Source organism: Halomonas cupida (genome assembly GCF_900142755.1).
In the GTDB taxonomy this organism is placed as follows: Bacteria; Pseudomonadota; Gammaproteobacteria; order Pseudomonadales; family Halomonadaceae; genus Halomonas; species Halomonas cupida.
This window is the reverse complement of sequence record NZ_FRCA01000001.1, coordinates 562,078-584,002: the sequence shown is the minus strand read 5'-3', so window position 1 is coordinate 584,002 and position 21,925 is coordinate 562,078. Positions and strand designations below refer to the sequence as shown.

The following is a 21,925-nucleotide window of genomic DNA, read 5'->3' as shown; positions in this document are numbered from 1 at the left end:
TCAACCCGGAAAGGTCGTATGCCGGGTTAATCACGGCACAGGGAAGTGCCTGGTTGATGCAAAACGGGAGAACCGAAATGCAGACCATTCCTGTGGAGAACGTGCCGGTCGATCGACCGAGTATCCGAGTCGGCGACGTCTGTATCGAACAGAGTGAAATCGCCGCGGAGATGCAATTCCATCCCGCTGCTGACCGTGAGGCCGCCGCTCAGGCGGCGGCCCGCGCACTCGTGATCCAGCAGTTGCTGCGTCAGCGGGCCGCCGTTCTGGGTCAGCGAGCCAATGTCGATATCAGTGAGGCCGATATCGCGGCGATGCTCGAGCGCGAGCTCAGGATTCCCGACGCCAACGACGATGCCTGTCGCCGCTACTACACCGCCCACCAGGAGCGCTTCACCACTCCGCCACGCTATCAGGTGCGACATGTTCTGCTGGCAGCGGCTCCGGATGACACCGAAGCCCGTGACACCGAGTACCACCGGGCCTGTGAGCTGATCGAGTCGCTCAAGACACACCCCGAACGCTTCACCGAATTGGCCCAGCGCCACTCTCGTTGCCCGTCACGGAGTGACGGCGGTGAGCTGGGATGGCTGTCTCCGGGGCAGACCGTCGACGAACTGGATCGAGCCCTCGCCTTGCTGCCGATCGGTCTGCATGACCGTCCGCTGGCCTCGCGCTATGGCTGGCATATCGTGCAGATCGATGCCCGCGAGGAAGGTCATCCGCTGAACTACGAGGATGTGATTCCTCGAGTGCAGCACGAGCTACGCGAAACCGCGACCCGCATGGCATTGCGCCACTACCTGCTGGAACTGGAAGCAGACATCGGTGTCGAGGGCTTCTCACTGGCCGACAGCGATGGTGCTCTTGTGCAGTAGGGACCGGGCGTCATCCGCAGAACCATGTCCCCATCCAGCGCAGTCCGTAGTGCCAATCCATAGTTTCAACCCATAGCCTCAATCCATTCGGCTGACCGGCGCTCACTTCCGTCAGTCAGCCCGGCCTTCCCGACTCAGGAGGCAGCATGTCTCACCATTCGCGCCAACTCGAATTCATTCCGCTCGGCATCGCGGTGCTGACCGTGTCCGATACCCGCAGCATCGCCGAGGACGCCAGCGGCGCACTGCTGATCGATCGTCTACAGAACGCCGGCCATCAACTGGTCGAACGTCGTGTCGTCAAGGACGATATCTACCATATCCGCGCCATGGTCAGTGGCTGGGTCATTCGTGATGATATCCAGGTCGTACTGGTGGACGGTGGCACCGGCTTCACTGCCCGCGACAGTACGCCCGAGGCGCTGGGCCCACTATTCGACAAAGTCATCGAGGGCTACGGCGAGTTGTTCCGCCAGATATCTCATCAGCAGATCGGCACCTCAACCATTCAGTCCCGCGCTCTGGCAGGCGTCATCGACCAGACCCTGATATTCGCCATGCCTGGCTCTCCGAAGGCCTGCGCCACCGCCTGGGATGACATCATCGCTGCGCAGCTCGACGCCCGCACGCGACCGTGCAATTTCGTCGCCATGGTGGTCAAGGACCAACAGCGCTGCGATACACGCACACCCCGCCTCGAGTCACCGTCATGAGCATCGACTGCGGCTGCAGCGAGCGGCACGGGGATGGCCACTCACTGACCGATCCGCTCAAGGCTCGCCAGTGGCTCATTGATGAGGTCATCCCCTGTGGGGGCAGTGAGCGCGTCAGCCTGTCCAGCGCCCATGGCCGAGTGCTGGCCGAACCACTGACGGCTCGCCTCGACCTTCCGGGTGTCGACAACAGCGCCATGGATGGCTATGCCCTACGCCGAGCGGATCTCACCGGCTCCACCGGGCTCGCCGTTTCGGCACGCATTCCTGCCGGGGTCGCCCCGGAGCCACTGCTGTCGGGCAGTTGTGCGCGCATCTTTACCGGGGCGCCGCTCCCCAGAGGTGCTGACTGTGTAGTCCCTCAGGAGCAGGTAAGTATCGATGCCGATGGATTGGTGAACTGCCTGAAGGCACCGGTCACAGGACAGCATATTCGTCGCCGTGGCGAGGAGGTGCAGATCGGCGACCCGCTGCTCGAGGCAGGTACGGTCATCAATGCCATCACCTGCGCCATGCTGGCCAGTCAAGGTCTGCGGGAGATAACAGTACGACGACGCGTACGGGTCGCGCTGCTGTGCACCGGATCGGAACTGGTGACACCGGGTACACCACTGGCGCCGGGGCAGCTGTACAACAGCAATGCAGCCATGCTGTCTGCTGCTCTCACTCAGCAACAGGCCGAAGTGCTCGACTTCGGCATCATCGCAGATCATCCCGAGGATCTGGAACGCGCATTGCTTGATGCCGCTGAGACGGCCGATCTGATTGTCTGCAGCGGCGGCGTTTCCGTCGGCGAGGAAGATCATGTGCGGCCCTGCCTGGAGCGCGTCGGGGCCATCCACCTGCACGGGGTGGCCATGAAACCAGGCAAGCCGTTCACCTTTGGCCATATCGGCGACACCCTCGAGCAGGGCACGCCAGTAATCGCCCTACCCGGCAACCCCTCCGCTGCACTGATCGCCTGGCGGATGCTCGGTCAGCCGTGCCTGCAACGTCGCCAGGGACGTACGCCAGCCGAGCTGGAGCGCTGGACCGTGGAAGCCGGCTTTCACAAACGTGCCCCCCGCCAGCGCCGGGAACTGCTGCGAGTGTGTCTTGAACCGTTGCGGGGCACCACTCGTGCCGTGCTGGCCGGCGCCCAGGGCTCGAATATGCTCAGAACAGCCCACAATGCCGATGGCTACCTGATAGTGGAACCCGGCAACGATGTGATCCTGGGCGAACATTACATCTATCTGCCCGCCAGTCAGTTCCTTTGCTGAGGTATTTCGCAATAACTTGAGTCTACAAATACCGAATGACAGAGTCCTTCGACTGACCGAGTCGCATCAATCGGCCCTCAACACCGGTATCGCCCAGGCTCTCGATCGAGAGGATTCAATATCCGACAGCTCGTGCAGTGTGCGGCAGGTTCTCTGGAAAAGTTCGATGCATCAAAAAAGGTCGCTCGAATGAGCGACCTTTTCCCACCAACAGAGTATATGACGCCAGGTCTCAACCCCCGGATTGGACCAACTGCTGAATGCGCTCAGCCAGGGCAGGGTCGTTCTGCGCCGCCTGACCGATGGCATTGAAGGTTTCGACGTCGAGGCCGCTGTTCTGCACTATCTCGACCATCTTGCTGTCCGCTTCCTGTCTGACTGCCTGTTGAGCGGCCTCGCCCTCAGCCTGGCCGAGACGCTGGGAATATTCCTCAGACACCATGGCAATTTCCTGGGCGGCACTTGCAAACTGCTGTAGCTGCTCGTCCGAGAAGTTGGTGGCTGGCGCCTGCGCCTCGATTGGCGCCGTGGTGCCATCAGTCTCCTGAGCTTGAGTGACGGAACTCATCAGGCCAGAGCCAAGCAGGATGGCAGAAAATAGTGTCGCAATACGCCGCATAACCTCTCCTTGCACGCACAAGTTGTTGCTGAATGTCGCTGGATGATCGTCGGCATACGCTGACATGACAAGATCAACAAAAGTTTCCGACAGAGAGGCTTGCACATTTCGAACACAAGTTGTCTCCATATGGAGACACAAATCCACCCAAAAAGGATTGAGCCAACGGGACATCGATGACGATAGTCCTGGGGATAGATCACACAGAGAAATCTGCGGAACTTATTGAAAGACCAGGAATCCTTGAAACCAGCAAAAAAACGATTTCGCTGTGTTTCCGCCCCTCCCGGGAAGCTGACTACCTGCACTCCTTCCGCTTCGACGGAGGCGGACCATTCCAATGTGAACCCCAGCGGAGTTTCAGTTCCGAATCGAATGCGGATTGGAGATGTGCATGCGTGATCAGATCGACGCCCTGACCTCGTTGAGAGGCATCGCTGCGATCCTTGTGGTCCTCTACCACTACACAGGAAGCTTTCTGCCCAACCTATCGGTCTCCCAACATACCTCCTTTATCGTCAAGGGTTATCTCTGGGTGGACCTGTTCTTTCTGCTCAGCGGTTTCGTGATCATGCACGCCTATGGCCAGCAATTTCGTTCCAGAGTTGATTGGCCTTCCTTCCGGACTTTCCTGTTCGGGAGAATTGCACGTCTTTATCCACTCCATCTGACGATATTGGTGGCTTTCGTCCTGCTTGAGCTGTTGAGAGCCACGTTGACTCAGTCAGGAGTGGACGACCTGCAACGAGAAGCCTTTGAAGGAGGCAAGAACCTGCCAGCCCTTGTTGAACATTTGCTGATGATTCAGGCGGCTGGCCTGCAGGATGGCTTGACATGGAATGGCCCCGCCTGGTCGATTGGAGCAGAGTGGCTCGCGTACCTGTTTTTTCCGGTGCTTGCCTCATTCCTGTTCGGCAAGGGCTGGCGAGCCCACGTCGTTATCTGCCTGGTCGGTATCCTCGGCCTGGCCGTCATTGCCGATAATCCCCGAGGTTTGAATCTCACCTACGACTACGGGGCTTTCCGGTGCCTGTTCCAGTTCTGCATCGGAGCAGTACTGTACCAGGTCTTCCGCAGAGGCAGCATGCGCTGGCTGCATCATGATATGGCTTTCGTGGTGATTGCCTCGATCACTACAGGACTGATGCATATTGGGGCCAACGACCTGTTGCTTCCTCCGGTTTTTGCGCTGTTGATTCTGTCTCTTTCCGGTAATAAGCACCGTATCGCGTCACTCCTTACGGTCGCCCCTCTTCGCATGATGGGGGTGATCTCCTACTCCATCTATATGAGCCATATGCTGGTGCTCGAAGCGATTCAGCTGGGAAGTCACGTTATTACGGGCCATGGTTTTGGCCACTGGTTGGATGCACCAACATCCGTACTGGCGCTCATGGTTCTGATTGCTGCCATCCTTCTGATCTCTGTCGGTTTGTACCGCTATATAGAGCTTCCAATGCGCCATGCCTTGAGAGGAAGTCGCTTCGCTCGACTCTACGTCTATGCACCAACCGCGGCATAGATGCGCCCCCCCTTTCCAGATAGACACCGTAAACAGAAGGACCCCGTCAGCCAGAAGGCTGACGGGGTCGCTGAACTCGAGTCCCGTGGCGGGAATCAGGCGGCGTAACGTGCCACTGACAGGCCATCGGGATCAATCTTCGGATCACGGCCGTCGATCAGGTCCGCCAGCAACTGTCCACTGCCGCAACTCATTGTCCACCCCAGGGTACCATGCCCGGTATTGAGCCACAGGTTGTCATACTTCGTGGCGCCGATGATTGGGGTAGAGTCCGGCGTCATCGGTCGCAGCCCCGTCCAGAACTCGGCCCGTTCCAGGTCACCGCCTTCAGGGAACACATCGCGGACCACCATACTGATCGTGGCGCGGCGTTTTTCGGCCAGACTCAGGTTATAGGAAGCCAGCTCGGCGGTGCCGCCGACCCGGATGCGGTTGTCGAAGCGCGAGATGGCGACCTTGAAGGTCTCATCCATGACCGTCGACTGTGGCGCCCCACCATCGTCGATGACCGGCAGCGTCAGGCTATAGCCCTTGACCGGATAGATCGGCAGACGAATATCGAGATCGCGAGCGAGGAAAGGCGAATAACTGCCCAATGCCATCACGTAGGCATCGGCACTCAGTGTACCGGCACTGGTCTCGACGCTCTCGACATGCCCGGCCACCCGACTGATGCGCTGGATGGCGGTATTGAACAGGAAGGTCACCCCCAATTGCTCACGGCAATAGTCCGCCAGTCGGTTGGTGAACAGGAAGCAATCGCCGGTCTGGTCATCGGGCAGGTGCAGGCCACCGACAAACTTGCCGGGGACCCGCGACAACGCAGGTTCAACGGCAGTGATTTCCTCGGCATTGAGCAGGTTGTGACGCACACCACACTGTTCAAGGACTTTCATGTCCTTGCCCACGGCCTCGATCTGCTGTTCGCTGCGGAACAACTGCAGCAACCCCCGCTGGCGGTCCTCGTAGCGAATTCCGGTATCGTCACGCAAGGCATTGATACAGGCACGGCTGTGCTCGGCAACCCTGACCATACGCTCCTTGTTGACCGCATAGCTGTCCGGATTGCAGTTGTTCAGCATCTGCATCATGAAGCGACCCATGACCGGATCAAGGCGCGGCTGAATCTTCAGCGGTGCATGTTCCTGGAACATCCACTTGATGGCTTTCTGGGGAATACCCGGAGCCGCCCAGGGGGAAGAGAAGCCAAAGGAGACCTGACCGGCATTGCCGTAGCTGGTTTCCATCGCTGGAGAAGCCTGGCGATCAACGACCGTCACTTCATGTCCCTGACGCGCCAGATAGTAGGCCGAAGTCACACCGACGACACCAGAACCCAGAACCAGAATCTTCATCTCGCCACCCTCTTGTTGTTGACGGACGTCGTTGAAAACCATTGCTGACGACGACCAGTCACATTGATGCTGTTGTCAGGCGAGTATAACGATGAGCATCAGGAAATTATTCTGTATTTATGTCAACATACAGAACGTTGAGTGCTTTATTTTCACAAAATAGATAATTAAACAATGAAAGAATCAAAAAAACAGGATGTATCACTACAGCTCAATAAAAGCGCCTGGTGACGCATCCTTCGTTGGCTGCTTCAGGGCTGGTTGCCTCAGAGCCAGCTGTCTTGCCAGCCACTGGCGCAATCCAGCGCCCGAGCAAAATGCTGATGATCATCGTCGGATACTTCGCCTGCCGGTACGAAGGCCTCGCCCGCTTCCTCCGCTGATTCAATATCAACGCCACACAGTCCGGCCAGCCCCAATGCTGTCAACTCCTGCATGCACGGCACACGGATGCCTCGACCGCTGGCGGAGTCAGGAAACTGCGCGACACAGCAGTTCTGCTGGAAGCCACCATCAATCGAGATACCAGCACCGAGCTGCACCGCCCTGAGCACAGCCGACATCAGTCTGGTATCAACCCGGCATGCCTTCATGTTGGGTTGATATTCAGGATATGTTTCGGCCAGCGTATTGACGCTTCGGTCGCGACATCACTTTATTGAACCACCACCAGGCCAACAGTCCCGCCAGAACATTGCCCAGCGCAGCTCCTGCAGCCAGTCCCGTCATTCCACCCACCAGAGTGATGCCCAGCCACAGGCATGGCAGGTAGCAGATGAACAGACGGGCCGCAGACATCAACATGGCACGCATCGGCCAACCCAACGCATTCCCGGCGGATACCACCAGCATGCATACGCCGAGCGCTGCATAACTGGGCAACAGGAAACGGATCAGGATTGCCAGTTCGCCACGAATCTCGGGGTTGCCCGCCAACAGGCCCGCAATCCAGGGTGCCAACAGCGCCATCACCAGGCCCAGTCCCAACTGCCAGATCACTACAACCCTGAGCGCCAGACGCATCAGGCGCTGTACCTGCACCCAGTCCCCGGCGCCATAGCAACGACCCAACCAGGGCGGCAAGGACATGGTCATGGCCAGCACCACCATCAGCGAGACGGTCTCCAGGCGACTACCCAGCCCCCAGGCAGCCACTGCGGTCTGACCGAGCTGGGCAACCACGGACACCGCCAGCATCGCTGACAACGGCGGCATCAATTGACCGATCATCGCCGGTCCAGCAACACCAGCAAAGGCACCGCCAGATGTCCGCAGCTCACCCGACAGCCCCTCGCCTGCCAGCCAGTTGCGGCTCGCCAGCCGACGTGCCAGCAGAACCAGACCGGCCGCGAAGGCGATTACTGTCGCCCAGGCCGCACCCGGCAGCCCGAGGCCCGGCCAGGGGCCGATGCCGAAGATCAGCAACGGGTCCAGGCACAGGTTCACCAGGCTGGTGAGTACCATCATGGTACCGGGAAAGGTCGTATCTCCGTGGGCACGAAACAGGCTGTAACCAAAATAGACCAACGCGCCAACCCAACTGGCCAGCAACTGGGGCCCCCAGTAATCGGCAATCTCGGCCAGCGCACTGGCATCCGCTCCCAGCAGGCGAAACACCGGTGTCTGAACCAGCCACAGCACCACCGCCAGCACGGCAATAGCCGCAGCCCCCAGCAACAGCACCAGGCTTCCCAGGCGCCGCGCCCGCTGCTCTTCTCCCGCCCCCAGGGCACGCGAGATCAGGGCGGCAATGGCAATCCCCATACCGACCTGAACACCGATGATCAGGAAGCTCAGCGGAAAGGTAAAGGACTGGGCCGCCAGCGGCGCGGTGCCCAGACGAGCAATAAAGGCGGAGTCCACCAGTTGAAAGCCAAGCAACGAGAGAACCCCGATGGCCATGGGCCAGGTCTGTCTCCACAGGGTTCGTCCCAGAGACTGGGGGGAGTCAGTCGATAGATGCACAGGATCTCCGTAACGCAGGTGCTGCAGTTAGTGGTTCAGCTCAGGTATTGGTTCAGCCCAGGTATTGGTTAAACTCAGATATTGGTTAAGCTCGGGCAATCAGTGTTCAGTTCTCGACAGGGTCAATCGACAATACTCAGCGAGCGTCAGGAGCCCCATCGACAAAAAGCCCCGGGGAGCATACCCGGGGCTGGTGTGGTGTCCCGCAAGTTCATCATGTTTCAAGGCAGAGAGGTGCGAATTACTGACGCACACCCTCGAAGGTGACATACAGTTCCAGTGTCTGCATGGCTTCCGGGAACTTGCTCATGTCGATGCCGTAATCGGTCAGGGTCAGGTCAGTACTGCCTTCGAAACCGGCACGATAGCCGCCCCAGGGATCTTCGCCCTCGCCCACCAGAGTGACCGGCATTTCGATGCTCTGGGTAGTCCCATGCAACGTCAGGTCACCGGTCAGCACACCCTCACCGTCTCCGGTGGACTCGAATCCAGTGGAAGTGAAGGTCGCGGTCGGGTATTCACCCGCATCCAGGAAATCACCGCTGAGGATATGCTTGTCACGCTCGGCGTGGTTGGTGTTGAGGCTCGTCACATCGACTTCCAGCTCGGCGCTTGAAGCAGCCGGGTCCTCGGCATCATAGGAAAAGGTGCCATCGAAGGACTCGAAGTTGCCGAGAATGTATGAGAAACCGACATGGTTGATACGGAACTGGATAAAGGCGTGTTGACCTTCGGTATCGATGGCATAGTCCGCTGCCTGGGCCTGGGCAAACGGCAGCATGGCCAGTGCGCTCAGCGCGGCGATGGTAGTCTTCTTGTACATCATTGATTACTCCCTGTGAGTACGACTTCTCGGATAAAGGGCTTTACTATCGGTCGCGTCGTGAAGGACGCGGGCTCAATATTCTGACCAACGTATCCTGCCGATCGATGAAATGGTGTTTCAACGCTGCCAGTGCGTGCCCAGCCGACAGCACCATCAACGCTATGGCACTGTACCAGTGCACAACACCAGCACGTGACGCCTGTTCGGGTAGCCCATGCAGCAACGCCGGCACGGTGAACCAGTCCAACACCGCGATTCCCTTGCCTTCGGCGGTGGAAATCAGATAGCCACTGATCAATACCGCCAGCAACAGGAGGTAGATGGCGACATGGCCCAGGGATGCCGCACGTTGCTCCAGTCGTGAACCGTGAGCCTCCGGGTGCGGCTGCAGCAGGCGCCACACCAGGCGCATCAGAGTCGCCAGCAGTACCAGCATGCCGATACCGCGATGCCACCAGGGTGCAGTGTGGTACCAGTTGCTGTAGTAGTCGAGCCCCGTCATCCACCAACCCAGCACAAACAGGCCTATGATGGCGATGGCGCTGAGCCAGTGCAGGCCGATGCTGATCAACCCCCATCCACTTCGGGTATTACGCCACATAGTCTTGATGACCCAAGCTAATCTGTCGATGAAATCGATCTTAACGCAACAGACTCAGCCATTCTCGTGGATAAAATCGAATGAAATGTTCGGAAATTCCACAACCCCAGTTTCGAGACGCGAGCTTCGAGCCACGAGCGGCTCAACGCCAAAACGGCAACTCCGCGCCTTCCCCGGGTTCGGGGTTCGGGGTTCGGGGTTCGGGGTTCGGGGTTCGGGGTTCGGGGTTCGGGGTTCGGGGTTCGGCTCGAGCGTAGCGTGCTCGTAGCTCGTAGCTCGTGGCTGTCTCTAAACGCAAACTGCCCGACTCTGGTCGGGCAGTTTGCGTTTAGAGACAGCCGGGGAACGACAGTCAGGCGGTCAAGGCATCCAGGCCTCGCGCGAGGTCGGTCTTGATATCCTCGAGATCCTCGAGGCCCACGGCGATACGGATCAGGTTGTCGCTGATACCGGCAATCGCCTTCTGGTCGTCGGAAAGACGGCCATGGGTGGTGGTCGCCGGATGAGTGATGGTGGTCTTGGCATCACCGAGGTTACCGGTGATCGATAACAGGCGGGTGGCATCGATAACGGACCAGGCCGCCTCACGACCGCCCTTCACTTCCAGGCCCAGCACCGCTCCGAAAGCGCGCTGCTGGCGACGGGCCAGGGCATGCTGAGCATGACTTTCCAGACCACTGTAGTGCACGCGCTCCACGGCAGGATGCGCCTCCAGCCACTGGGCCAGTTCCAGTGCGGCAGCGGAATGCGCCTTCATACGCAGGCCTAGAGTTTCCAGCCCCTTGGAGAATATCCAGGCATTGAAGGGACTCAGACATGGGCCACAGGTTCGCACCACACCGAAGACTTCCTCGAGCAGTGCGTCGGCACCCACCACAGCACCACCAATGGCGCGCCCCTGTCCATCCAGATACTTGGTCGCGGAGTGAATCACCAGATCGGCGCCAAGTTCCAACGGTCGCTGCAGCGCTGGCGTCAGGAAGCAGTTATCAATAGCCAACCAGGCATCGTGGCGATGCGCGATCTCGGCCAGCGCCTGGATATCCACCACTTCCGAAAGCGGGTTGGAAGGCGTCTCGGCAAACAGCAGTCGCGTCGCCGGTGTGATCGCCGCTTCCCATGCCGGCAGATCGGATAATTCGACATAACGGGTCTTGATACCGAACTTGCCGAGATACTTGTCGAACAGGCTGACAGTGGAGCCGAACAGCGAGCGCGAGGCGACGATCTCGTCTCCGGCCTGCAACAACGCCAGAGCGGTGGACAGGATGGCCGCCATCCCGGAACTGGTAGCAACACAGCGCTCACCACCCTCGAGTGCCGCAAGGCGACGCTCGAAGGTACGGACCGTCGGGTTGGTAAAGCGCGAATAGATGTTACCCGGCTCGTCGCCGGCAAACTTGCGTGCCGCCTCGGCGGCACTGCCATAGACAAAGCTCGAGGTCGGGAAGATCGGCTCGGAATGCTCCTGCTCATGAGTACGCATCTGACCGGCACGAATCGCCAATGTATCGATTGCCCACTGACTTTCGTCTGGGTGATTGCCTGCCTGTTTGCCAGAGTCGTCGCCAAATGCGTCGTCTTGCATACCGCCTCTCCTCAATCGATGTCATCGTCCTGATTGTGCATGCCCACCAGCGCGTGATCGCCGGCATTCTGCGTCTCTTTGGCCATATCGTTGCGCGACGCTTCCAGCTCGGCAAGATAGTTGTCGTCGATATCGCCAGTGATGTAACGACCATCGAACACCGAGCAATCGAAATCATCAAGAGCCGGATTGACCTCACGACAGGCGGCCTTGAGGTCTTCGATATCCTGATAGACGATGCGATCAGCGCCAATCAACTCACCCACTTCGGCTTCACTGCGGCCATGAGCGATCAGCTCACTGGCGGCCGGCATATCGATGCCGTAGACGTTCGGGTAGCGCACGGGCGGCGCCGCCGAGGCGAAATACACCTTGTTGGCACCAGCATCGCGTGCCATCTGGATGATCTGCTTGCAGGTCGTACCACGCACGATGGAATCATCGACCAGCATCACGTTCTTGCCACGGAATTCGACATCAATGGCATTGAGCTTCTGACGCACGGACTTCTTGCGCTGAGTCTGCCCAGGCATGATGAAGGTACGCCCGATATAGCGGTTCTTCATGAACCCTTCGCGATAGGTTGCACCGAGATGCTGCGCCATTTCCAGCGCTGCCGTGCGCGACGTATCGGGGATCGGAATCACTACATCGATGTCATGATCCGGCCATTCACGCTTGATACGATCGGCCAGTTTGCGGCCCATCTGCAGCCGGGTGCCATAGACATAGGCGCCGTCAAGCATGGAGTCGGGGCGTGCCAGATAGACATGTTCGAAAATGCAGGGAGCCAGCTGAGGGCGGTCAGCGCAGAGTTGTGTGTGAATTTCACCGTCCATATCAACGAAGATCGCCTCGCCCGGCGCCAGGTCGCGATGCAGCTCGAAGCCGCCCACATCCAACGCCACGGATTCAGAGGCAATCATCACTTCCTGTCCCTGGCCTTCGTCACGGGTGCCGAACACCACCGGACGGATACCATGGGGGTCACGGAAGGCCACCAGACCCACGCCATTGATGATCGCTACCGCGGCGTACCCACCAAGACAGCGGCGATGTACACGACGTACGGCGTCGAAGATATCGCCCGGCTTCAGATGCGGCCCCTGCTTGCCCAGTTCGTGGGCAAAGACGTTGAGCAGCACCTCGGAATCCGAGCTGGTATTGATATGACGCAGATCCGACGAGAACAGCTCTTTCTTGATCTGCTCGGAATTGGTCAAATTACCATTGTGAGCCAGGGTGATGCCGTAGGGGGAGTTGACGTAGAACGGCTGGGATTCTGCCTCACTGGAGGAACCGGCGGTAGGATAGCGCACATGCCCGATGCCCAGGTTGCCCTTCAGTCGCGCCATGTGGCGGGTATGAAAGACGTCGCGAACCAGGCCATTGCTCTTGCGCAGCAGGAATCGGCCCTCGTTCCAGGTCATCATTCCCGCAGCGTCCTGACCGCGATGCTGGAGCACCGTCAGGGCGTCATAGATCGCCTGGTTTACCGCCTGCTTGGCCATCAGGCCGACGATACCGCACATTCACCTTACCTCATTTGCCATGATGCGCCGCCCTGTCAGGCGGCGCGAAAGTCAACTGTCACTGGTCGCTGCGCCATCATCCACGCCAGGGATCTGCGGTGAAGACGACGGTTGTTCCACTGCCGACTCCGTTTGCGGCAATGGCTGCTGCTCGGGCGGCAACGCTGTCTCCGGCGTGGCCGACTGTTGCTGAACCTGCTCTACCTGCCCGGCCTCCGACGACACCTCACCGTCTGCAGGCTGCTTGCGCAGGGCTTCCGGCAAGGCCAGCATGCCTCCCTCGAAACTGTCCAGGTGACCGAGCGCCCAATCGCGGGACTGCTCGAACCAGGGGCGTACCGCAGCATCCTGCCAGGCGGTCAACTGTACCAGGGGGGTAAAGCCGATCAACAGGGTCACCAGCGTCAAGGCCGCCACCGCCTTGGCCCCCCCGAACATGGCGCCGGTCATACGATTGAGGAACCCGGCACCAGCCCATTCGATGGCCGCCTGGATCATGCGAATCAGAATGCCACCTACCAGAATGGTGGCGATAATGATGGCGACGAAGGCGACAATCAAGCGTCCATCCGCATTATCGATCCAGCCGGCCAGAAAATCCGCGACCGGTTCACTGAAGATCCGCGCTGCCAGCAATGCCACGATCCAGGTCGCCAGCCCCAGCGCTTCACGTACCAGGCCGCGCACAAACCCCGCAGCGACGGCCAATGCCAGAATGGCGACAAAGACCCAATCCACCCAGGTCACCAGCGTCACGGCGCGACCCTCTTCACCATACCATTCTGATTCACGCTGGACTTGATCTGCGCTCTCGCCGACTCGGCCTGTTGGGAACTCGCATAGGGACCGGCATAAACCGCGGTCAGCGAGTTACCTCTGGGACGGGTATAGGCGTTGAACCCCTTGTCCTGAAGCTGCTGTACCAGGCCCTGAGCATTCGCGGGATTGCCGAAGCTCCCCACCTGTACTTCCCATTCGCCAGACGAATCAGCCGCGGGGGCAGAAGAACTGGACGAGGACCGACGCTGATCCGCCGCCTGGGCAATGGCCGCAATAGGGTCCTCACGCTCAGGTTCCGACTCCGGCTCACTCGCAGCAGGCGCAGTGCCCTGCTCCGGCAACGCGTCGGTCTCGGAGTCCGACGCGGATTGCACTCGTCTGGCATGCTCCTCGGCCTCGGCCAGTGACTCCTCGCGCTGCTCATGAGTCTGCGGCTGTGCGATCTCGCCGAGACCATCGGGAGGCTCCGGAGCCGGCACATCGCGCTGCTCCACCTCAACCGGCGGCTCAATGGTCAACACCGGATCCGGACGCGAATCCGCGTTGTCCGGCTCATCAAACAGCATCGGCACGAAGATCACCGCCAATGCCACGACAATGACGACTCCACTGATACGCTCACGCATTCCGTATTTCATCTCGCTCCCTCGATACATTCTCGTCATCGCTGGATGCCTGCTGCCACCTATCCAGTATGGCACTGACCGTCAGGAACGACCCGGTCACCAACACACGATCTGTCGGTTCAAGTCGTGTCTCAAGCCAGTCTGCGCCACTCCCGGGGTCATCGGCGCAATGCATGACCTCCAGGCCACGTTCAGCGAGGTACTCGGCAAGATCGGCAGCCCTGCGTGCACGCTCTCCTTCGAGACTCACCGGCAGCCAGGCATCAATCGCAGGCGACAGAGCATCAATGACACCTTCGGCGTCCTTGTCGCCCAGCATTCCCAGTAGGCACAGGGTACGCCCCACATGGGCATCAGATGCCCCCAGCTGCCCAGCCACCCAGCTCGCCGCATGGGGGTTGTGCCCGACATCCAGGCACCACTGACCGCGCCATTGCATGCGCCCATTGAGACGTACATCTGCCAATGCACGGCGGCAGTTGTCAGCCTCCAGGGCGACACCACCCAGTGCAAACGCCTGCAGCGCGGCGGCGGCATTGTCACGCGGGAATTTCGGGTCGGGCAATGCATCGAGCACCATATGCTGTCCCGAGGCAGATTTTCCCTGCCATTTCCACCCGGCACCGTCAGCATCATGGTTGAAGTCACTACCGAGAGCATGCACCAGTGCCCCGATGTCACGCGCATGCTCGGCGACCGACGGCGGCAGGGAATCACTTCCGAGGACTACCGGACGCTGAGTCCGCATGATCCCGGCTTTCTCGCGCCCGATCACATTGATATCAGTGCCCAGGAAGGCGGCATGATCCTGCGCAACAGTGGTCACCACGGCAACATCGGCATCGATGATATTGACAGCATCGAGGCGCCCACCCAGCCCAACCTCGAGAATCGCCATCTGCGGGCGCCGCTGGGCAATGGCCCAGAGGGCACCGAGCGTGCCGACCTCGAAATAGGTCAGGCTGATGGAAGGAGACGCAACACGCGCCTGCTCGACAGCCTTGAAGCCAGCCATCAGCAGGGCATCCTCGGCTTCAATGCCATCAAGACGCAGGCGCTCGTTGTACCGCAACAGGTGGGGAGACGTATAACAGGCAACACTCAATCCATGTGCCATCGAGAACGCCTCGAGCATGGCCACGGTCGAGCCCTTGCCGTTGGTTCCGGCAACGGTGATGACACGCTCGGCGATAGGAGCATCCATCAGCCCCATACGTCGGGCTACAGCAGACACCCGATCAAGGCCGAGATCAATTCCCGTCGGGTGCGACGCCTCGAGCCTGGCAAGCCAGGCATCAAGGGTCTTGGGCAGGCTGGAGTCTGTCATGGGCGGCGATCAGCGCGGTGCCTCGGATGACGCTCCAGGCTTTTCACTGCTCTGCTCGACTTCGCCCGCTGCCTCCGCACCACCCTGCTGGAGCGGCTGCTCACCGGTTTCGGCATTGGCCTGCTCGAATTCCGCAGCCTCGGCAGCATCCACCAGATCCGGCTCCGCCGACACACGCAGCCCGGCGACAGGCTGATGGGTCAGCTTGCGCAGGACATTACCTACCCTTTCACGCATATCGTGACGGTGCACGATCATATCGACGGTACCGTGTTCGAGCAGGAATTCACTGCGCTGGAAGCCCTCAGGCAACTTCTCGCGCACAGTCTGCTCAATAACCCGTGGTCCGGCGAAGCCAATCAGTGCATTGGGCTCGGCGATATTCAGGTCCCCCAGCATCGCCAGCGATGCAGAAACCCCACCGAATACCGGATCGGTCAGAACCGAGATATACGGCAGACCCGCCTGCTTGAGCTTTTCCAGTGCAGCGGATGTCTTGGCCATCTGCATCAACGAGAACAGCGCCTCCTGCATCCTCGCGCCGCCCGAAGCAGCAAAGCACACCAATGGGATACGCTCTTCCAGTGCGATGGTAGCGGCACGCACGAATTTCTCGCCAACCACAGCGCCCATGGAACCACCCATGAAGGTGAACTCGAAGGCCACAGCGACGACCGGAACACCATCCAACTGACCGCGCATGGCCACCAGGGCGTCCTTCTCGCCGGTGTCCTTCTGCGCCGCTGCCAGACGATCACGATACTTCTTCGAGTCGCGGAACTTGAGACGATCCACCGGCTCAAGGTCTGCTGCCAGTTCCTCGCGGCCCTCCTTGTCGAGGAACCAGTTCAGACGCTTGCGAGCCGTCAGGCGCAAGTGGTGGTCGCATTTGGGACAGACATTGTGGTGTTTCTCGAGCTCCGGGAGATAGAGCACGGCTTCACACTTGGGACATTTGCGCCATAGACCGTCGGGGACGCTTGCACGACGATCCTTGCGCTGAATGCGGCCCACCGAAGGTACAATCTTGTCTAACCAGCTCATGTCAGATGTCTTCCATTGATGCAGTCACCGGCCAACGTGCCGGTGATGGAGTCGATTCGGATGCCCAGGCCTCGCCCTTCAAGCGTCGAGCGCCTGGCGCATTTCACTCAGCAGTGCCTTGAGCTCTGCAATTGCCTGCCGAGGCGTGTGCTCATTCTCGGCGATACGTGATACCAGAGCGCTACCGACAATAACGCCGTCGGCCACTCTTGCCACCTCGGCGGCAGAAGCCCCATCGCGAATACCGAAGCCTACGCACAGGGGCAGGTTCGTCAGGTGACGCAATGGCGCCAGATGTTCCGCTACATCATCCGCGTTCGGACTGGCGGCCCCAGTGACCCCCTTGAGCGAAACGTAGTAGAGATAGCCGGATGCATGGGCGCATATTGTAGCGGCTCGCTCCGGGGATGTGGTAGGGGCGACCAGGAAGATCGGGGCAAGCTGATACTGGCTCAACAATGGGCCCAGCTCATCCGTCTCCTCCGGCGGCATGTCCACCACCAGCACCCCGTCGACCCCCACTTCCCCGGCACGCCTTGCGAACTCCTCGAAACCAAGACGTTCGATGGGGTTCAGGTAGCCCATCAGGACCACAGGTGTCTGCGTATCCTTGCGTCGGAAATCAGCCACCATATCCAGCAGGTCGGTCAGACGTACGCCATGCTTGAGCGCTCGCTCACAGGCTTTCTGGATCACCGGGCCATCCGCCATGGGGTCGGAGAACGGCACCCCCAGTTCTATGATGTCAGCGCCGGCCTCGACCAGCGCATGCATGTAGTCGACGGTGATGTCCGGCAGCGGATCGCCAGCGGTGATATAGGGAATCAGCGCCTTGCGTCCCTGAGCAGAGAGTGACGCAAAGCACTTCTCGATACGTGATCCGTGTTCCCGAGCAACAGTCATGGCGAAGCTCCCCTACAGCTCAATGCCGTCGATACCGGCAACGGTAAGAATGTCCTTGTCCCCACGCCCGGATAGGTTGACGACAATGTTCTGCTCGGAACTCATGGTCGGTGCGAGCTTGCGGGCATGGGCCAGGGCATGGGCGGATTCCAGTGCCGGCATGATGCCTTCGACACGGGTCAACTCACGGAAGGCATCCAGCACTTCGTCATCATTGGCGGCCACATAGTTCACTCGACCAACATCCTTCCACAATGCGTGCTCCGGGCCGACACCGGGATAGTCGAGCCCGGCAGAGATCGAATGGGTATCGCTGACCTGACCGCCCTCATCCGACATCAGGTAGGTACGATTGCCGTGCAGCACGCCACGCGGCGCACCCGAAGCCAGCGGTGCCGCGTGGCGACCAGTCTCGACACCGTCACCGCCGGCCTCGACACCGTACATGGCAACCTCATCGTCTTCGACAAAGGGATAGAACAGGCCCATGGCATTGGACCCGCCGCCGACACAGGCGATCAGGGCGTCCGGCAGTTGGCCGAAATGCTCAAGCGACTGACGACGTGCTTCACGCCCCACCACGGCATTGAAGTCGCGCACCAGTTGCGGATAGGGGTGGGGCCCAGCCACGGTCCCGATGATGTAGAAGGTGTCATCGACGTTGGTCACCCAGTCGCGCAGTGCCTCGTTCATCGCATCCTTGAGTGTGCGCGTCCCCGATGTCACCGGAATCACGTTGGCGCCCAGCAACCGCATGCGATAGACGTTCAGTTTCTGGCGCTGGGTGTCGGCCTCGCCCATATAGACATCGCACTTCAGTCCAAGGCGGGCGGCCACTGTCGCAGTGGCAACCCCGTGCTGACCGGCACCGGTCTCGGCAATCACCCTGGGCTTGCCGCTGTGCCGGGCCAGAAGAGCCTGACCAATGGTGTTGTTCACCTTATGCGCGCCAGTGTGATTGAGGTCCTCGCGCTTCAACCAGATCTGTGCGCCCCCCAATTGCTGCGACCAGCGACGCGCATGATACAGCGGTGAAGGACGCCCAACGTAGTGTGCCAGGTCGTAGTCAAACTCGGCCTGGAAGGTGGGGTCCTGACGCAGACGGTCATAGGTACGAGACAGGTCTTCCAGCGCGAAGCTCAGAGTCTCGGAGACAAATCGCCCCCCGTAGGGGCCAAAATGGCCACGAGCATCAGGTAGCCGAGTCAGGTCACTGAACTTGCTCACTACACTCACCTCCAGCTCGAATCAATCGTGGGCGAATCCATCGTTGGCAAAACCGCTTGGCAAGACCGATTTGCAAGACCTGTTTTGCAAGACCAGGCTGCATCAGGTGCTGTCAGCGGCGATCCGCCGATGCCACCGCCGACATGAAGGCCCGCATACGGGCACTGTCCTTGCGTCCAGCGCTTGCCTCGATACCACCGGAAACATCCACCGCAAAGGGCGCCACAGCGGCTATCGCCTGGCCAACATTCTCGGCGCACAGGCCACCGGCGAGGATAACAGGTTTTTCCAGGTCTGCGGGGATTCGCGACCAGTCGAAGGTCTCCCCTGTCCCCCCCGGCACACCCGGTCGCCACGCATCCAGCAGCAGTGCGCTGGAGGCTGCATAGTCACGTTGCGCAGTGTACAGATCAATGTCATCCCGCATGCGCAATGCCTTGATCCAGGCACGACCAAACCGAGCACAAAAGGCAGGAGACTCATCACCATGGAACTGCAGCAGATCCAGCCAGGGCAGACAGGCCTCGACCTCCTCCGCTGACGGGTCAACGAAGAGCCCAACTCGAGTGACAAAGGCCGGCACCCGAGATGCCAACAGCTGCAGAGCGGCCAGATCGATGGCACGTTTACTGCCGGGCCACAGCACAAAACCGATGGCGTCAGCGCCTTCGGCGATGGCCGATGCCAGATCGTCAGCATCGGTTAGACCACAGAATTTGACCCTGGTACGTCTCATTTCACTGTGCCTCGTTCTCCATGATGCTGCCCCTTTCAAGCCGGCTTCTCGGTAACACTCTGCTGGCTGCTTGATGTGTTCAGCCAGAGTCAAGGGGCAGGCTTGTCGTCCGGCGCGATCTGACGGCGGCGACGGAAGTCCACCATGCGACAGTCGGGCAGTTCACGCTCGCCGGTCCACTCACCCAGGAATGCCAGCAGGTTGGGCCCCAGTGGCTCCTTCGGCAACTGCCACACCTCGTCATAAAGGGTATCGACAAAATGCAGTCCGCTGCCAGGTGCAGTGACGTCACTGAGGGTACGATCCTTGAGTGCCAACAGGCGAGCGAGGTAGTCGGTGCCTTCCTCTCCCCGCCCGACGGTCATCAGCGCCCCGACAATATTGCGCACCATATGATGAAGAAAGGCGTTGGCCTGGATATCCACGACTACCAGCGGGCCGTGGCGATGAACTTCAATGAAGTGCAGATGGCGCCAGGGGGTCTTCGACTGACAGCCGGCCGCACGGAAGCTCGAGAAGTCATTCTCTCCCACCAGCACCTGGGCGGCCTCGTGCATGGCGTCGGCATCCAACGGATCGCGGCACCAGGTAGCGTTGGCGCGTTCCAGTACCGGACGGCTCGGCTGATTGAGAATCACATAACGATAACGCCGCGCCAGCGCCTTGAAGCGCGCATGAAAGTCATCAGGGACTTCCCTTATCCAGCGAATCGCTATATCTCGCGGTAGATTGGCATTGCCTCCGAATACCCATGCCTTCTCGGAGCGCGGCACCGGCGGATCGAAGTGAACAATCTGGCGCGTCGCATGCACCCCGGAGTCGGTTCGCCCACTGCAGTGAATCGTGATATCGGTACCCGCCACCCGACCCAGAGCCTTTTCCACCGCTCCCTGAACAGAAGGCGAGTGCTTCAGACGTTGCCAGCCACAGTAGGCGGTGCCATCGTATTCGACACTCAGGGCCAGGCGCCCCGTCAGTGGTGTACGTTCATCGAGAAAATGAAACAGGGACATGCTGGTTGCATTACCTTCAAAAGAGCCTTCGAGCCCGGCTTCGGCTGTGCTTCATGAAAACTGGCGGTCAGCACATTGAAAAACAAGGCGTTGAAAAATGTGGCGCTGAAAGATGAGCCGCGCATTATCCCTTTTCCCCTGCTTCTTGACCACCTCGATCCACTTATCGCCCCCCAGAACGAAAGACACCCGGCCGAAGCCGGGTGTGCCAGGGTAACGCCTGCGGCGCCCCTTCCAGAACAGAACCGGTTCTCCCGGTCGCGATTACTGTTCGCGCAGAATCTTCAACATCCGCTTGAGCGGCTCCGCTGCCCCCCACAGAAGCTGGTCACCCACGCTGAAGGCCGACAGGTATTCCCCGCCCATGGCCAGCTTGCGCAAGCGGCCAACCGGAATGCTCAGGGTGCCGGTCGCAGCCGTCGGAGTCAGGCCGGCGATGGAGGCATCCTTGTCGTTGGGAATCACCTTGACCCATTCGTTGTGGGCGGCGATGCGCTCCTCGATCTCGTCGAGCGGCACATCCTGACGCAACTTGATGGTGAACGCCTGGCTGTGGCTGCGCATGGCACCGATCCGCACGCAGAGACCGTCGATGGGAACAGGGTTGACCTGACGCCCCAGGATCTTGTTGGTTTCTACACCGCCCTTCCATTCTTCACGGCTCTGGCCATTATCGAGCTTGGTGTCGATCCACGGCAGCAGGCTTCCGGCCAGGGGCGCGGTGAAGTTCTCGGTCGGGAAGTCGCCGGAACGCATGGTTTCGGTGACCTTGCGATCGATGTCGAGGATGGCGCTGGCCGGATCCTGAAGCTCGGCTGCAACGCTGTCACGCAACGTCCCCATCTGAGTCAGCAGCTCGCGCATATGGCGCGCACCGGAGCCGGAGGCCGCCTGATAAGTCATGGAGGTCATCCACTCGACCATATCAGCCTCGAACAGGCCACCGAGGCCCATCAGCATCAGGCTGACGGTGCAGTTGCCGCCAACAAAGGTCTTGCTGCCGGCGGCCAACTGCGCATCGATGACGCGGCGATTGACCGGATCCAGCACGATGGTCGCGTCATCGGCCATACGCAGGGTACTGGCAGCGTCGATCCAGTAGCCCTTCCAGCCACTGCCACGCAGGTCCTGGTATACCGGCTTGGTGTAGTCACCGCCTTGACAGGTCACCACGACATCCAGTGCCTTGAGCGCCGCAATATCGTAGGCATCCTTCAGCGGAGGCACGTCCACGCCGATGTCGGGGCCGGGCTGGCCAACCTGGGATGTGGTGAAGAAGATCGGCTCGATACCCTTGAAATCACCGTCTTCCACCATGCGCTGCATGAGCACAGAGCCCACCATGCCGCGCCATCCAACAAAACCGACTTTCAACATGTGAAGTCCTCCAGATATCGAGTGTGGCGAA

Annotated in this window: 21 protein-coding genes; 4 read left to right on the top strand and 17 right to left on the bottom strand. The window is 60.0% G+C overall.

Annotation, left to right across the window (positions count from 1 at the left end):
* The first annotated feature begins 77 nt into the window (after positions 1 to 77).
* The 3 genes from BUE38_RS02485 (at position 78) to BUE38_RS02475 (ending at position 2,853) form a co-directional block, all read left to right on the top strand.
* A complete protein-coding gene (locus BUE38_RS02485; protein WP_073433426.1) occupies positions 78 to 878 on the top strand; it encodes a peptidylprolyl isomerase in 801 nt (266 codons plus the stop codon).
* 146 nt (positions 879 to 1,024) lie between these two features.
* Positions 1,025 to 1,591: a molybdenum cofactor biosynthesis protein B gene (moaB, locus tag BUE38_RS02480; protein ID WP_073433425.1), complete on the top strand. Its 567-nt coding sequence runs from the start codon at positions 1,025 to 1,027 to the stop codon at positions 1,589 to 1,591.
* Positions 1,588 to 2,853 carry a molybdopterin molybdotransferase MoeA gene (locus BUE38_RS02475; protein WP_084541669.1) on the top strand — a complete coding sequence of 422 codons (1,266 nt, stop codon included), beginning with the start codon at positions 1,588 to 1,590 and terminating at the stop codon, positions 2,851 to 2,853. Before moaB ends, BUE38_RS02475 begins: the two co-directional genes overlap by 4 nt.
* 232 nt (positions 2,854 to 3,085) lie before the next feature.
* Here BUE38_RS02475 and BUE38_RS02470 read toward each other — a convergent pair whose 3' ends face one another.
* Positions 3,086 to 3,472, bottom strand: coding sequence for a DUF4168 domain-containing protein (locus BUE38_RS02470; RefSeq protein WP_073433424.1), 387 nt, complete (start codon positions 3,470 to 3,472; stop codon positions 3,086 to 3,088).
* Between the two features lie 394 nt (positions 3,473 to 3,866).
* Between BUE38_RS02470 and BUE38_RS02465 the strand changes: the two genes are divergently transcribed.
* Positions 3,867 to 4,994: an acyltransferase family protein gene (locus tag BUE38_RS02465; RefSeq protein WP_073433423.1), complete on the top strand. Its 1,128-nt coding sequence runs from the start codon at positions 3,867 to 3,869 to the stop codon at positions 4,992 to 4,994.
* A 95-nt stretch (positions 4,995 to 5,089) separates the two neighbouring features.
* Here the strand turns inward: BUE38_RS02465 and BUE38_RS02460 are convergent, their stop codons facing one another.
* The 16 genes from BUE38_RS02460 to asd all read right to left on the bottom strand — a co-directional run bounded on the left by BUE38_RS02460 (position 5,090) and on the right by asd (position 21,894).
* Complete coding sequence (locus BUE38_RS02460; protein ID WP_073433422.1) at positions 5,090 to 6,349, bottom strand: D-amino acid dehydrogenase; 1,260 nt, start codon at positions 6,347 to 6,349, stop codon at positions 5,090 to 5,092.
* A gap of 266 nt (positions 6,350 to 6,615) precedes the next feature.
* The gene (locus BUE38_RS02455; RefSeq protein ID WP_073433421.1) at positions 6,616 to 6,912 is read right to left on the bottom strand and encodes a hypothetical protein; all 297 of its coding nucleotides are present in this window, start codon (positions 6,910 to 6,912) and stop codon (positions 6,616 to 6,618) included.
* Positions 6,913 to 6,955: 43 nt separating this feature from the next.
* The gene (locus BUE38_RS02450; RefSeq protein WP_073433420.1) at positions 6,956 to 8,251 is read right to left on the bottom strand and encodes an MATE family efflux transporter; all 1,296 of its coding nucleotides are present in this window, start codon (positions 8,249 to 8,251) and stop codon (positions 6,956 to 6,958) included.
* Positions 8,252 to 8,555: 304 nt separating this feature from the next.
* Complete coding sequence (locus tag BUE38_RS02445; protein ID WP_073433760.1) at positions 8,556 to 9,137, bottom strand: YceI family protein; 582 nt, start codon at positions 9,135 to 9,137, stop codon at positions 8,556 to 8,558.
* A 46-nt stretch (positions 9,138 to 9,183) separates the two neighbouring features.
* Positions 9,184 to 9,741, bottom strand: coding sequence for a cytochrome b (locus tag BUE38_RS02440; protein WP_073433419.1), 558 nt, complete (start codon positions 9,739 to 9,741; stop codon positions 9,184 to 9,186).
* A 352-nt stretch (positions 9,742 to 10,093) separates the two neighbouring features.
* Entirely contained in the window at positions 10,094 to 11,329 is a 1,236-nt protein-coding gene (locus BUE38_RS02435; protein ID WP_073433418.1) for an O-succinylhomoserine sulfhydrylase, read from the bottom strand.
* Positions 11,330 to 11,340: 11 nt separating this feature from the next.
* Positions 11,341 to 12,861, bottom strand: a complete 1,521-nt coding sequence (gene purF, locus BUE38_RS02430) for an amidophosphoribosyltransferase (protein WP_073433417.1) — start codon at positions 12,859 to 12,861, stop codon at positions 11,341 to 11,343.
* 51 nt (positions 12,862 to 12,912) lie between these two features.
* Positions 12,913 to 13,617: a CvpA family protein gene (locus tag BUE38_RS02425; RefSeq protein ID WP_073433416.1), complete on the bottom strand. Its 705-nt coding sequence runs from the start codon at positions 13,615 to 13,617 to the stop codon at positions 12,913 to 12,915.
* Positions 13,614 to 14,267: an SPOR domain-containing protein gene (locus tag BUE38_RS02420; RefSeq protein ID WP_084541667.1), complete on the bottom strand. Its 654-nt coding sequence runs from the start codon at positions 14,265 to 14,267 to the stop codon at positions 13,614 to 13,616. The genes BUE38_RS02425 and BUE38_RS02420 overlap by 4 nt, the downstream gene beginning before the upstream one ends.
* A complete protein-coding gene (locus BUE38_RS02415; protein ID WP_073433414.1) occupies positions 14,260 to 15,594 on the bottom strand; it encodes a bifunctional folylpolyglutamate synthase/dihydrofolate synthase in 1,335 nt (444 codons plus the stop codon). The genes BUE38_RS02420 and BUE38_RS02415 overlap by 8 nt, the downstream gene beginning before the upstream one ends.
* A gap of 9 nt (positions 15,595 to 15,603) precedes the next feature.
* Complete coding sequence (gene accD, locus BUE38_RS02410) at positions 15,604 to 16,638, bottom strand: acetyl-CoA carboxylase, carboxyltransferase subunit beta (RefSeq protein WP_170234275.1); 1,035 nt, start codon at positions 16,636 to 16,638, stop codon at positions 15,604 to 15,606.
* A 78-nt stretch (positions 16,639 to 16,716) separates the two neighbouring features.
* Complete coding sequence (gene trpA, locus BUE38_RS02405) at positions 16,717 to 17,541, bottom strand: tryptophan synthase subunit alpha (protein WP_073433413.1); 825 nt, start codon at positions 17,539 to 17,541, stop codon at positions 16,717 to 16,719.
* A gap of 12 nt (positions 17,542 to 17,553) precedes the next feature.
* Positions 17,554 to 18,768, bottom strand: coding sequence for a tryptophan synthase subunit beta (trpB, locus tag BUE38_RS02400; RefSeq protein ID WP_174788026.1), 1,215 nt, complete (start codon positions 18,766 to 18,768; stop codon positions 17,554 to 17,556).
* A gap of 112 nt (positions 18,769 to 18,880) precedes the next feature.
* Positions 18,881 to 19,504, bottom strand: coding sequence for a phosphoribosylanthranilate isomerase (locus BUE38_RS02395; protein ID WP_073433411.1), 624 nt, complete (start codon positions 19,502 to 19,504; stop codon positions 18,881 to 18,883).
* Positions 19,505 to 19,593: 89 nt separating this feature from the next.
* Positions 19,594 to 20,517, bottom strand: coding sequence for a tRNA pseudouridine(38-40) synthase TruA (gene truA / locus BUE38_RS02390; RefSeq protein ID WP_073433410.1), 924 nt, complete (start codon positions 20,515 to 20,517; stop codon positions 19,594 to 19,596).
* 264 nt (positions 20,518 to 20,781) lie between these two features.
* Positions 20,782 to 21,894, bottom strand: a complete 1,113-nt coding sequence (gene asd, locus BUE38_RS02385; RefSeq protein ID WP_073433409.1) for an aspartate-semialdehyde dehydrogenase — start codon at positions 21,892 to 21,894, stop codon at positions 20,782 to 20,784.
* Positions 21,895 to 21,925: the final 31 nt, after the last annotated feature.